The sequence below is a fragment of the Streptomyces ureilyticus genome, assembly GCF_011045025.1.
Lineage (GTDB): Bacteria > Actinomycetota > Actinomycetes > Streptomycetales > Streptomycetaceae > Streptomyces > Streptomyces ureilyticus.
The window spans coordinates 20711-33702 of sequence record NZ_JAAKZX010000098.1; the positions used below are offsets into that span (position 1 = coordinate 20711).

At 68.4% G+C, this 12992-nt stretch carries 11 protein-coding genes and 1 pseudogene; 7 read left to right on the forward strand and 5 right to left on the reverse strand.

Annotation, left to right across the window (positions count from 1 at the left end; all coding sequences use genetic code 11):
* Window positions 1-33: 33 nt before the first annotated feature.
* Window positions 34-351, forward strand: a complete 318-nt coding sequence (locus G6048_RS27150; protein WP_165342214.1) for a hypothetical protein — start codon at window positions 34-36, stop codon at window positions 349-351.
* A 515-nt stretch (window positions 352-866) separates the two neighbouring features.
* Here the strand turns inward: G6048_RS27150 and G6048_RS49955 are convergent.
* The 5 genes from G6048_RS49955 to G6048_RS27170 form a co-directional block, all read right to left on the reverse strand.
* A complete protein-coding gene (locus G6048_RS49955; RefSeq protein ID WP_235990358.1) occupies window positions 867-1091 on the reverse strand; it encodes a recombinase in 225 nt (74 codons plus the stop codon).
* Window positions 1012-1428 carry a tyrosine-type recombinase/integrase gene (locus G6048_RS49960; RefSeq protein WP_235990360.1) on the reverse strand — a complete coding sequence of 139 codons (417 nt, stop codon included), beginning with the start codon at window positions 1426-1428 and terminating at the stop codon, window positions 1012-1014. Before G6048_RS49960 ends, G6048_RS49955 begins: the two co-directional genes overlap by 80 nt.
* 297 nt (window positions 1429-1725) lie before the next feature.
* Entirely contained in the window at window positions 1726-2715 is a 990-nt protein-coding gene (locus tag G6048_RS27160; RefSeq protein ID WP_165342215.1) for an aldo/keto reductase, read from the reverse strand.
* Between the two features lie 8 nt (window positions 2716-2723).
* Window positions 2724-3479: an SDR family NAD(P)-dependent oxidoreductase gene (locus G6048_RS27165; RefSeq protein WP_165342216.1), complete on the reverse strand. Its 756-nt coding sequence runs from the start codon at window positions 3477-3479 to the stop codon at window positions 2724-2726.
* A complete protein-coding gene (locus G6048_RS27170) occupies window positions 3476-4831 on the reverse strand; it encodes an L-fuconate dehydratase (protein ID WP_328636912.1) in 1356 nt (451 codons plus the stop codon). The genes G6048_RS27165 and G6048_RS27170 overlap by 4 nt, the downstream gene beginning before the upstream one ends.
* 788 nt (window positions 4832-5619) lie before the next feature.
* Between G6048_RS27170 and G6048_RS27175 the strand changes: the two genes are divergently transcribed.
* From G6048_RS27175 to G6048_RS27200, 6 genes and pseudogenes are all read left to right on the forward strand, one after another.
* Window positions 5620-6987, forward strand: a complete 1368-nt coding sequence (locus G6048_RS27175; RefSeq protein ID WP_046703378.1) for an ABC transporter substrate-binding protein — start codon at window positions 5620-5622, stop codon at window positions 6985-6987.
* Window positions 6988-7029: 42 nt separating this feature from the next.
* The gene (locus tag G6048_RS27180; RefSeq protein ID WP_231884873.1) at window positions 7030-8043 is read left to right on the forward strand and encodes a carbohydrate ABC transporter permease; all 1014 of its coding nucleotides are present in this window, start codon (window positions 7030-7032) and stop codon (window positions 8041-8043) included.
* The gene (locus G6048_RS27185; protein WP_206342187.1) at window positions 8043-8879 is read left to right on the forward strand and encodes a carbohydrate ABC transporter permease; all 837 of its coding nucleotides are present in this window, start codon (window positions 8043-8045) and stop codon (window positions 8877-8879) included. Before G6048_RS27180 ends, G6048_RS27185 begins: the two co-directional genes overlap by 1 nt.
* A complete protein-coding gene (locus G6048_RS27190) occupies window positions 8876-11410 on the forward strand; it encodes a glycosyl hydrolase family 95 catalytic domain-containing protein (RefSeq protein WP_165342218.1) in 2535 nt (844 codons plus the stop codon). Before G6048_RS27185 ends, G6048_RS27190 begins: the two co-directional genes overlap by 4 nt.
* Window positions 11395-11550, forward strand: a complete 156-nt coding sequence (locus G6048_RS27195) for a hypothetical protein (RefSeq protein WP_005476711.1) — start codon at window positions 11395-11397, stop codon at window positions 11548-11550. The genes G6048_RS27190 and G6048_RS27195 overlap by 16 nt, the downstream gene beginning before the upstream one ends.
* A 1037-nt stretch (window positions 11551-12587) precedes the next feature.
* Window positions 12588-12992, forward strand: a pseudogene (locus tag G6048_RS27200) (hypothetical protein); the annotation flags it as partial.

The window sequence follows — 12992 nt, forward strand, 5'->3', positions numbered from 1 at the left end:
CGCAGCCTGACCAGCACAAGTAACGTGCCGAGGTTGCTCAAATCGGCGACGCACCAGGTCCTCGCTCAGCTGCTGACGGTGCCCGGCAGCGCCGGGGTGAAGGCGCTGGCTGTCGTGGCCGGGATGGTCCTGTTCCGCGCGGACGTCGCGTTCTACGCCGCCGAGGTCGTGGCCGCCTGCCGCCGCGCCGGCGACCACTTCTCGCTCACCGTGTGGCTCAACCCGACAATCCACGCCGCGATCGCCACGATCGACGAGGACGCCTGGATCCCGGGTGACGGCGAGGTGGATCGCGCGGCGTTTGCCGGCCTTCGTGTCGCCGTGTGGGTCTTCGCGACGGCCAGCACGTAGTCGAGCTGGCGGCGGGCGAGCGCGGCGCGCAGTGCCGGGTCGTTGCCGTAGACCTCGTCGTCGGCGGCCCAGCGGGCGGGGGTGACTACGTGGTCAAGCCCTTCGACGTCGAGGAGGCCTTCGCCGGCCGCGCGCCCTGCTGCGCCGCAGCAGCCCGGAGAACGGCGTTGCGAGCACCGTTGCCGAGACCGATCTGTGCGAGGCGCCCGGCTGCCCGGAGTTCCTCACCGTCGATGTTGTTTGCGGGCGGTGCGCCACCGGGCCCGCCCCCGATGACCGACTCCGCCTGGGGCTGTGGAAAGTCCTCGGCCTGGTGGACTCCGCCGTGGTACCCGTCACGCCCTACGACCTGACGACGACGGACCTGGTGAGGTCTCTGCGATCGCCGTCTCTCACGTGCGCTGGGCCCTGGAATCCGGTAAGCACGCGTGCACCACCACCAAGGGACCGGTCGCCCTCGCCAGCCCAAGGCGCCTGCGTGCTCACGGCTGCCTGTCGCCTGCGCAGGGGACGATTCATTCGGACCCAGGCAGGCGGCGGGCCGGCATCCCTAGTTCGACGGTTGGCCTCCGTGCCCGTCGTTGGGTCTCCTCGCGTTTCCCGCGTAGGAAAGTGAGCGTGAGGTTGATGCCTTCGGCCTCGCCGAGCCAGTTCTCATCCTCAGCCCGCCGGAGGCGGCCAAGAAGGTCGGATTCGAGTTCTTCGAGCCGGCCGAGCATCTTCGGGTTGATGTGGAGCATCGGGCATCGGATGCGGGGCGTGCTCGTGCCGACAAGGGGTGCCGTAAGGGCGTCCGCAGGAGCCGAGTTCGACCTTGCGACGGTCGAAGTGCTCCTCGAACTCCCCCCATTCCTGGACCGTCGTGTCGCGATACTCGCTCTCGGGCCGAATCTGGCGGCGGTGGTGCAGATGCTCCTGGTAGTGCCGAACGACGTCCTCGTCGAAGACCGCGACGTAACCGCGGGTGGTCTGGATGTTGAGGTGACCCAACAGGGCCGCTCCGATGTGGATCGGCAGGCCGCTGTTTACGAGTTCGGTGGCGAAGATCCTTCGGAAGTCGTGCGGGGTGAACTTCAATCCGCGGAACCCCGGATGGGCTTCGGCAAGGGGCCTGCCCGCGTCGACTGATCATCTCCTGGATGGTGCCCGTGCCCTGCGCAACCTCGCGATCAGCGTGTTCCGCCAGGACGGCCGGACCAACATCGCCGCCGCCTGCCGTCATACCGCCCGCCATCCACAGCGACCCCTGAGAGCCCTCGGCATCAGCTGATCAACCTGGACAGATCGACTGCACGCAATGGCCCTGGGACGGGGACGGGGACAACGGTGTCGTTGCAACAGGTGACCAACTGATGAATCGGGCGATAGGCACGGTCAGATTCTCTTCGGCGTGGGCACTCCAGTGGGCAGGTGGCCGGCGGCGAGCAAGTCGTTCCACAGGGCTGCCGGAAGTGGCTGGGACAGGAGGGCGGCCGCGTCACGTACTTCGTCGGCGGAACGGGCGCCGACCAGCACGCTCGTCACCGCCGGATGACCGAAGGGGAACTGCAGCGCGGCGGCGCGCAGTGCGACCCCGTGGCGCTCGGTGGCTGCCTGCAGGTCCACAGCGCGTTGGACGAGTGAGGCCGACGCGGGTGCGTAGTCGTAGGTCGCACCCGGGCGCGGTGCGGCCAGCAGGCCGGAGTTGAAGACCCCGCCGATGACCACGCTTGTGCCGCGTGCGGCGGCGGCGGGCAGCAGATGGCCGATGGCCTCGTGATTGAGCAGGGTGTAGCGGCCGGCCAGCAGTACGGCGTCGACATCGGTCTCCGTCACGAACCGGGTCAGCGCGGCGCTCTGGTTCATTCCCGCGCCGATGGCGCTTATCACGCCCTCGCTGCGCAGTCGCTCCAACGCGGGGTATCCCTCGCTGAGAGCCTGCTCGAGGTGGTCGTCGGGGTCGTGCAGGTACACGACATCGAGCGCGTCAAGGCCGAGGCGGCGAAGACTGGCGTCGATACTGCGCAGTATTCCGTCGGCGCTGAAGTCCCAGATCCGGCGGTGCGTGGCCGGAACGGCGAACCCTTGCGCGCAGTCGTCACCGGTGGGGTGGTCGACGGGATCCAGTAGGCGGCCCACCTTGGTGGACACGGTGAACGAGCCGCGAGGCCGGCCTGTGAGGGCCCGGCCCAGTCGGATTTCGGACAGACCGAGTCCGTAGTGCGGGGCGGTGTCGAAGTAGCGGATGCCGGCTTCCCAGGCGGCATCCACTGTGGCGGCGGCGCTCTCGTCGTCGACGGGCGTGTGGAGGTTGCCGAGGGCGGCAGCCCCGAAGGCCAGTTCGGTGACGGCGACGCCACTGCGTCCGAGGCGTGTGCTGCGCATGTGGCTCCTCACTTCTCCGCGGGGCGCAGCCGCAGCCCCGCCATGCCGCCGTCGACGGCGAGAGCGGTACCGGTGACCGATGCGGCGGCGGGGCTCGCCAGATACACGATGGCCGCGGCCACCTCTTCGGCGGTCACCAGGCGCCCCATGGGCTGTCGGGCGTTGAGCGCCGCCCGTTCCGCCGTCGGGTCGTCGGATGCCGCCAGCAGCGCGCTCACCCATGGGGTGTCGGCGGTGCCGGGATTGACGCAGTTGACGCGGATCCCTTCGCGGACGTGGTCGGCGGCCATGGCCAGGGTCAGGGCGAGGACCGCGCCCTTGCTGGCCGAGTACAGGGCACGCTGCGGCAGGCCGGCGGTGGCGGCGATGGAGCAGGTGTTGACGATCGCAGCGTTGTCGGAGGCGCGAAGGCTCGGCAGGGCGGCCCGGCTGGTGCGGACGACGCCGAGTACGTTGACGTCGAGAACGCGGTGCCACTGCTCGTCGGGATTGTCCTCCACTGTGCCCGCGGCGCCCACTCCGGCGTTGTTGACCAGGATGTCAATTCCGCCCAGTCGTGCCGACGCCTCGGCCATGGCGGCGCGCACCTGGGCGTCGTCGGTGATGTCGGCCCGCAGCGCGACGAGTGGCTCATCCACGCCGGTGGTGTCCCGGTCCAGTACGGCCACCCGTGCTCCCTGAGCCGCCAGCAGGTCGGCCGTCGCGCGGCCGATACCTGAGGCGCCGCCGGTCACCACCGCCCGCAGACCGTCCATGCGGGTCATACGGCGAGCTCCTGGCCGTCGGTGGTGCGTGCCGCCAGGTCATCGGCCCAGAACTGGCCGTGTGGGTAGGTGTAGCGGGTGATGGAGCCTGGATGCATCTGTGCGGAGTATCCGGGGGCCGTGGGCGGGAGGTAGCGGCCGCCTTCGATGCGTACGGGATCGGTGAAGTGCTGGTGGAGGTGGTCGACGTATTCGATGACCCGGTCCTGGACGGTGGTGGACACGGCGAGGTAGTCGAACATCGACAGGTGCTGGACGAGTTCGCACAGGCCGACGCCGCCGGCGTGGGGACAGACGGGTATGCCGAACTTGGCGGCAAGCAGGAGGATGGCGAGGTTTTCGTTGACGCCGCCGACGCGGGCGGCGTCCAGTTGCAGCACGTCGATGGCTTCGGCCTGGAGCAGCTGCTTGAAGACGATGCGGTTTTGGACGTGTTCGCCGGTGGCGACCTGGACGGGCGCGACGGCCTTGCGGATGGTGGCGTGGCCGAGGACGTCGTCGGGGCTGGTGGGCTCTTCGATCCAGTAGGGGTCGAACTCGGCCAGCGCGGTGGTCCAGGTGATGGCTTCGTCGACGTTCCAGCGCTGGTTGGCGTCCATGGCGATGCGGATGTCCGGGCCGACTGCGGCACGGGCAGCCCGGAAGCGCCGGATGTCGTCGTCGAGATCGGCTCCGACCTTGAGCTTGATCTGCCGGAAGCCGTCGGCCACCGCGCGCTGTGCCAGGCGGGTCAGCTTCTCGTCGGTGTAGCCGAGCCAGCCGGGCGAGGTGGTGTAGGCGGGATAGCCGTGGGCGAGGAGGTCGCTTTCCCGTGCGGTACGTCCTTCCCGGCCGCGTTGCAGGATCGTTACTGCTTCCTGGCGGGTGAGTGCGTCGGTGATGTACCGGTAGTCGATCTGGTCGGCGAGCCATTCGGGGTCGGCGTCGGCGAGGAACTTCCACAGGGGCTTGTCGGCCCGCTTGGCGGCCAGGTCCCATACGGCGTTGATGACGGCGCCGATGGCCATGTGCATCACACCTTTTTCGGGACCGAGCCAGCGCAGTTGACTGTCGCCGGTGAGGTCGCGCGCGAGGCTGCCTGGGTCGTCGCAGAGATCCTCTACGGACCGGCCCACGACGTGGGCTCGCAAGGCGTCGAGCGCCGCGACCTGCACGTCGTTGCCACGACCGATGGTGAAGGCGAAGCCGTGGCCCTCCAGGCCGTCTTCGCTGTCCGTCCGCAGTACGAGATAGGCGGCCGAGTAGTCGGGGTCGGTGTTCATCGCATCCGACCCGTCCAGCTCCCGGGACGTGGGGAACCGTATGTCGTACGTGTCGAGACCGGTGATCCGGGAGACGCTTGTTGAGGACACGCTGAGCCTTTCGTGATCGGTGAGACTGACGGACAGTGCCAGGGCCGGCAGCCGCCACCGCATCGCCGGGACCGACCCCGCTGACAGATGGGTCCGGCTGAGCCGGGTACCTGAGGCCACCGGCGGAAGCACACGTGGGGAGCCTCCTGTGCGGCCGTGTGCCGGCCACGCCGATTGACCCCGTCGGCGAGAAACAGTGACCTGGGCCCGTGCTTCGGACGCCCTCGCCCAGATGTGTGGACGGGGCCGGGAAGGTCACGGGCGGGGAGCGCGCCGACCTTCGACGGGCCCGTCCCTCGATACTTCGGATGATTTTTCTGCGGCGGTGCCTGACAGTACGACCGCCGGCCCGTTGGCGCAATCAGTCCTCCGATGTCTATGGTCGAGGACGGGTCCTGAAAGTGATCAGATGGGCGTTTTATCCTGGTGATCTATCTCGGCGTTCGTGCCGTCGGTCACGATCCTGCGCATACATCGGATGAGGCTCTTGCCAAGTGTGGCAATGCGCTCGTAACGTCACGCCACGCTCCAAAGGCAGCCGAGGAAGACCCTCGGTGGTGAGACGGTTGCGCGCCTGAGGTCGCCCCCGGCAAGGCATCGGATGTCTGGTCGTATCGCTGGGGGAAGCTTTCGGCCTGACGGTGGAGAAAACAACCTTGTTTCGGCCATTGCTCGTTGCTGGAACGCGGTTGTAACGTTTCACGTCTTAGGCGCATGGACTGAGTAGATCCGATGTTTTACCCGGCTTCGCGAATTCGAATCGCGCCCTATCGAGGGGTTTCCCGACCATGAGACGTTTCAATGAAGCACGCCGAAACCCGCTGCCTCGCGCCCTGACGGCGCTGTCCGCGGTCGCCGTTCTCACCTCCTCTGCCGTGGCGTGTTCGTCGTCGGGGAGTGAGGGGAGCGACACCACGGGCTCGGCGCCGGTCACTCTGACCGTTCAGCAGCAGACCGGGCAGGAGACCTTGTTCGGCTACTTCGCCAAGGCCTTCCACAAGGCGCACCCGAACGTGACGGTCAAACTGCAGACGATCAGCCAGGAGCAGAAGGCCGGCTCGAACCTCACTGTGCTGGGCTCGGCCAACGCGCCCGACGTCGGCTTCGTCCCGGTCGGCTCGTCGCCCTACACCGCTCTGACCAGCCGTGGCGGGCTGACCGATCTCAGTGACGTGTGGAGTTCCGGTGACCTCGCCAAGCGCTACGGCAGCGGCGTCTCCGGGTCGCTGAAGGTCGGCGGCAAGCCGTACGTCGTCGCCTTCTCCCAGGCCATCTACAACGTCGTCTGGTACAACCCGGCAGCCTTCGCCAAAGCCGGCGTGACCGTGCCGACCGATCACCGGTTCGCGACGCCGGAAGACCTCATCGCCGCGGCCAAGAAGCTGAAGTCGGCCGGGTACGCACCGCTGCAGCTCGGCGGCGCCTCCGGCTATCAGGCCAGCTGGATGGTCGACGCCCTGCTGCCGACCTCGGCGTCGCCGGCGCAGCTCGAGAACTACCTGGCGTCCTACAACAGCAAGACCGCCGTCACCGCGAAGTACACCGACCCGGCCTTCACCAAGGTGCTCTCGACGCTTGAGAACTACCGCAAGTCGGGCGTCTACCAGGACGGGTTCCTCGGTCAGAAGTACCAGGACGCCGAGACGCCGTTCCTCGCGGGCAAGGCGGGAATGTTCCTCGGCGGCAACTTCACGGCGGCCGACTTCGTGCCCGCGAAGACCTCGGTGAAGCCCGACTGGCTGCTCCTGCCGCCGGTCAACGCCGGGACGAAGACCACGCAGACCGGCTACTACGGCGACGCCCTGGGCATCCCGGTGAGGGCGCAGCACAAGGCGTGGGCGAAGAAGTTCCTCGAGTTCGTCATGTCCGAGAAGGCGCAGTCGGAGGGCGTGGTCGGCACCGCCAATCTGCTCCCCGGGGTTAAGGACCTGCCCGCCTCGGCCTTCACGAAGTTGGACGCGAATTCCCGCAGCATCCTGGCTGACATCGCCAAGAACGGCAGTGCGGCCGGCTGGACGTCGGTGGTGCCGAACGCGCTTGCGCAGACCTTCATCGACCCGAAGATCCAGGCGATGTACTCCGGCAGCCTTTCGCCGTCCGCGCTGGCACAGCAGCAGCAGGACGAACTGCTGAGCTTCCGCAAGTCCGCGAGCTGAGCCGACCGTGAACGAGCCGTATCCCAGTTCGAGGAGAGGTGTATGAGCACGCATTCCGTGATCACGGCGTCGGACCCGGGGGCCGCCGCCGGCGACGCCGCGAAGTCCACGGGCGTCGTGCCCAGCCGGGCGCGATCGCGATCCGCGAGGCGTCCCGGCGCGGGCGGGAGGGGGTCGGGTCGCCGGTCGAGGGCCACCACCTCACCGTTGGTGACCCGCCTGGCACTGGTGCCCGCGCTTGTCCTGCTCGCCGTCTTCGTCCTCGGCGCGATCGTCCAGACGGTACGCATCAGTACCACGGACTGGGTCGGCTTCGGTCCCATGCACTCCGTGGGGCTGGACAACTACCGCACTGTTCTCAAGAGTTCGGACACCTACCAGTCGCTGGGCGTCACTCTCGTGTACGCCGCCGCGTCGGCGGTGGCGACGATCGTCATCAGCAGCCTTCTCGCCGCGGCGGTCAGCCACGGCGTGAAGGGCGGGCGCTTCTACCGGGTCATCTGGTTCCTGCCCGGTGTCGCGCCCGCGGCCGCCGTGTCGATCTTCTGGACGGCGAGTTTCCAGCCGCACTCGGGCGGCGTCAACCAGGTCCTCGGCCACATCGGACTCGGCAACGCGCACGCGTGGCTGGGTGACGCCTCCACGGCCGTCTGGCCGGTGGTGTTCGTGACCGTGTGGGCGGGCGTCGGCTTCGCGTTCCTGCTGCTGCTCGGGGCGATGGAACAGGTCCCCGTCTCCATCTATGAGGCCGCGCGCATCGACGGCGCCTCGACGGCACGACAGTTCTTCAGCATGACTCTCCCGATGATCCGGCCGGTGTTCGTCATGACGGCCCTGCTCGAGTTCATGTGGGCGTTCAACGGATTCACGACCGTGTGGGCGATGACGCAGGGCGGTCCGGGCACGGCGACCTCGATCCTGCCGGTGCGGATCTACCGGGAGGCGCTGCTGAAGGGGCAGTTCGGCCCGGCGTCGGCACTGGCCGTGCTCTCGGCAGTCGTACTCATCGCGGTCGGCCTCGTCGGCGTACGGGCCAGCCGCTCGAAGGAGGCGTGATGCGTAATCTGCTCGGTCGAGGCACCGCACGGGCCGCCCTCGTGCTCTGGACGCTGCTCGCCGTCGTGCCGTTCGTGCTGATCCTGCTGCTCAGCGTCAGGTCCAACGCGGACATCTACCTGAACGGCCTCGGTATCACCGGAAAGATCCTGCCCGGCAACTACGCGCGGGCCTGGCAGGGTTCGGCCGGGACGGCCGGACTGACCAGCTACTTCAGCAACAGTCTGATCGCGGCCGTCACCGCGCTCGTCTTCAACCTCGGGGCCGGAGTGACGGCGGCGTACTTCGCGACGCACCTGTCCGACCGCAGCCGCATCTGGTTCACCCGGCTGTTCGTGTCGTCGACCGTCCTGCCGATCGTGCTGATGATCGTTCCCTACTACCAGGCGTTCAACGCGTTCGGCCTGCTCAACATGCCGGTGGTCATCGGCATCGCGTACGGCGCCCTGGCCCTGCCGACCACCGTGCTGATCATGCACTCGTTCTTCGTCGACTTCCCGGTCGAGCTGCTAGAGGCAGCCGCACTCGACGGCACAGGGGCCTGGCGCACGTACGTCCGCATCGTCCTCCCGCTCGCCAAGGGCGCGGTGACGGCGGTGGCGATGCTCACGCTCGTGTTCGTCTGGGGCGAGACACAACTCGGCGTGGTGCTGCTGCAGTCCGGTGAGTCGCAGACCGTGCCGGTCGGTCTGCTCTCGTTCCAGGGCCAGTACACGACCGACCAGGGGGCGCTGTTCGCCGGGCTCTCGCTGGCGTCCATCCCGATCATCCTGCTGTACCTCGTCTTCCACAAGAACGTCACCAAGGGCATCGCGCTCGGCGGAGTGTTCAAATGACCACCAACCCCCTGTACGCGCCACTGTCACAAGCGGTCGACGGCCTCGATGTGAGCCGCCGCCACCCCATCGTCCGCACGCCGGCCGCCGGCGACTTCTTCGAGGGCGCTCTGCTGGGCAACGGGGAGTTCGGGGCGGTCGTCGTGCCGCGGCCGGACGCCATCGTGATCCACCTGGGTCACAACGCTGTCTGGGACAAGCGGGCCCAGGTGGTCGACCCGGACCGGCTGGGGACGTTCACGGACGTGCTCACCGCCGCCGAGGAGGCAGCCCGGCACGGACGCCCGGACGAGGACGAGGAGTTCGCCCGGTACCTCGCCGACACCGAGGAGGGCTACGGGGCTCCGTACCCCAAGCCGTTTCCGTGCGGCTCGGTCCTGCTCAGCCTCGACACCCGGCGCTGCGAGGTCCTCGGCTATCACGTCGACATCGCCACCGGGATCTGCAGCGTGCAGCTCACCATCGACGGCGCTCCGTCCACGGTCGAGATCTTCGTCGCGGCGGATTCCGACACCGCGTGGGTGCGCTGGTCGGCGCACGGTACCGCGACGCTGCCGGTACGGGGCCTGCGCGTACTCCCCGACCCGCTCGGTTACGACGGCGCGGACGGGCCCGCCGACCCCATCGAAGCGGGCAACGCCTACACGCGCCCGAAGTCGGCGTTCACGCCGAACGAACACCTCACCCACGAGCAGTCGTCCCATCACCTCGCCTTCGTGCAGGGCCTGCCCGTCACCGGCGAGGCTCTGCCCGACACTCCGGCATTCCGGCTCGGGCTCACCTCCGACACCGAACTCACGGCCGGAACCGTCGCCGGTTTCAAGGGGCGACGCGTCGCTCTCGACCCCCTCGCCACGCATGTCGCACCGACCCGCGAACTCAACCTGCGGATCGATCTGACCCAAGACGAACTGTCGGCGCTGTCGGCCGCCCCGGTCGCCGTCGAGATGGGTGACCAGGACACGGCCAGGTCGGCGACGACGGCCTCATGGCGCGACTTCTGGGCCCGCTCGGCGATCGACGTCGGTGGCCACGAACTCGAGGCGCTGTGGTACCGCAACCTGTACTGGACGCGCTGTGCGCTGCGGGACGGCGGTGTCGCGCCCGGCCTGTTCGGCCCGTGGACCTACCGGAACATCGGCTCCGGCTTCCACGGCGACTACCACTTCAACTACAACGTGCAACAGCTGTACTGGGGCCTGTTCGTCACCGGCCACGAGGACCTCCACCACCCCTACCTGGATCTGCTGGACTCGCTGCTGCCACAGGCCCGGCGTACCGCAGAGCAGTACTACGGCATGCCCGGTGCGGCCTTCTCACTGATCGGCTGGCCGCTGGAGACCACGCTCGCGCCCTACCTGTGCCCGAAGTGGGCGTGGGAGGCGTTCATCCCGGCCTGGGCGGTGCAGACCCTGTGGTGGCACTACCTCTACACCGGTGACGTCGACCTGCTGGCGGACCGCATCGCACCCTTCCTGGTCGACGTCGCCCAGTTCCTGCTCGACTATCTCGACGCCGGCACCGAGCGCCTGGCCCGCGACGACGGACGGTTGCACGTCTACCCCACGGTCGTCCCGGAGGTGTACGGCCTGTCCGACGGGCTGCGCCTCAACGTCGACGGACACGTCGACATCGTGTTCTTCACCTTCGCCTTCCAGGCACTGGTGGACGCGGACGAGGCGCTGCGTACCGCCGGACGGGACGCTCTGCCCGAAGACCTCGTGGAACGCGCCCGCGCCGCGGTGTCCCAGCTCGTCCCGCTGCCGACGACAGAGACCGACGAGGGCACCGTGTGGGTGAGCGTCGCAGGCGAGGACCCGGACGTCGTCTACAACGTCCCGGCCGCGGCGATGGCGGTCTTCCCGTGCGAAGCCGTCTCGCTCTCGTCACCGGCCGACCAGGTCGACATCGCCCGCCGTACGGTCCGCCGCCAGCGCACCGAGGGAGGCAACGACCTCGTGTTCGTCGCCATGCAGGAGGCACGGCTCGGTCAGCTCGACCTCGAGCGGTGGCTGCGCCACGTCCGGTACTGCACGATCCCCAACGGCACGGCGACAGCACGGGTCCAGCGCGCCGGCGGCCGGTACGACGACGCGACACCCTTCGACTTCATGGCGCGCATGGGGGTGTGGACCGAGAACTTCGCGGTCGGCGCCGTGATCTCCGAGTGCCTGCTGCAGAGCCACGACGGCGTGATCCGCATCCTGCCGAACTGGCCCCTTGATCTCCCGGTCAGCTTCACCGAACTGCGAACTCGCGGGGGTCACCGGGCTTCCTTCACCCGGCGCCCCGGCGAGGCAGACCGGCTCGAGCTGACCGGAGGGCACGAACGTGAACTGACGGTCGTGCCGCCGTGGTCCGGACCGAGCACCGTCCACCCGGCCGCGGACAGCACCGAAAAAGCGCAAGCGATCCACCATCCGCCCGGGCCGATCCGACTGCCGGTGCAGACCGGGACGGTCGTCCGTATCTCACCTGTTCCGTCCCTCAATGACGAGCTCGAAGGAACCACCCCATGCGCGATTTCCTGAGACCACGCCAGCTCCCAGCCGTCGGAGCGGCCGCCGCCCTGGTTGCGGGGCTGTTCGCCGGTGCCGACAGCGCGGCCGCGGCCAACAGCACCTACTACGTCAACAACCAGGCCGGAGGGGAGGGGGCTCCGTGGCGCTGAGCGGCCGTCTGCCGGGCCGGAGTTCTGGCGGGCCGCAGTACCCCCGCCGTCACGAATGCGGGCGCGTGAGGCGACCCGGGGCCCGTCCTGGGCTGATGGGGAGCAGCTGCTGCCGCGATGCAGCTGAGGCCGTCACGCTGGTCAGCCGTGCGGGCATCGCCGTGGCTAAGCGTCCGGCTGCACGGATTCCGTGGTGGTGTTTTGGGTGTCAGGTGGCCGACCGTGGACCGAGGCAGCCTACCGCCCCCCATGTCGCGGACGGCTCCGCATCCGCGATTCACTATGTCATCGGCATGCAGCGATAGCGGTATCGGAACCGGCCTGCCTTCTCGCCTGCCAACCTGCGCGGTTCTTCGCCGAACAGGCGGCACGAGCCGCGACATGGCGCAAGGTCGGCCACACGAACACGGTTGGCACGGCCGCGGTCGGGGCACGGCGCCGCCCGCCATGCGCTCGACGGCCTCTCGGCTCATCGGTGGCGAGGCCATGTCCTCATTGGCCGCCCGGACCATGTCCCCGGCCAATCACTCAGCGGTGAGGAAGGTGTGGGGCGGCGGTCACGAGGGGGACGGGTGGTGCCGGCACGGCCAAGAGTGGCCCTGGAAGGTCAAGTCCCAGGCCGCGACGGACGGTCGACGGCCTTGCCCGGGGACCGCACGCGCACGGCGGCGAAGCGAGAGCGCAACCCGACCTATCGGCTGAATACATCCTATGTTCGGGGCAGTTAGCCCTGAGGGTCGGACGCGTCTGCCAGCTGCACTCTCGGGGCTCACCTGGCGATTTCTGTCGAGGCCCTAGACGGACCACCGATTGGTGTCCCGATAATACATCCGATGTTACCCCCGCCGGCACATGCTGTTTGTAAGGCCAGTCATGACATCGTGTGCTGTCCTGCGAACTGCCAAGAGAAGGCCTTGTCGGAGCCGATCACCCGCCGAACGGGCGCTCGGCGGCATGGCGGTCACCCGCGGCGGGCTTCGCCCATGCGTCCGCAGCCCTGTCTCACGTCAGGTACTACCGACACAGAAGGAACGATCATGCCCATGACACAAAGACATCGAAGGTTCCTGCCACGGCTGCGGGCCACGCTGATCGCCAGTGCCGCCGCCCTGGCGTGCATGCTGATCACGCTTTCCGCGCCCTTTCCGGCGTCGGCCGTCGACCAAGTGACCAGGACCGATGACTTCGAACGCGCCAACGGCTCCCTCGGGGCGAACTGGGTCTCCGACCGGGGAGCGTGGTCGATCGCATCCGGTGAAGCTCTCTCCGCTGCCACCCCGACGAACGCTGTCGCCACCTACCGTCCGGTTCAGCTCGGTAGCTCGTACACCGTGAGTGCTCAGATCAGGATCGTCAGCAGCTCGCCTTCCGGTGCGGAGTGGAGCGGTATCGCGGCGAACGTACGGGGAACGACCTCGCTGGACTACTACGTCCTGCGCGTG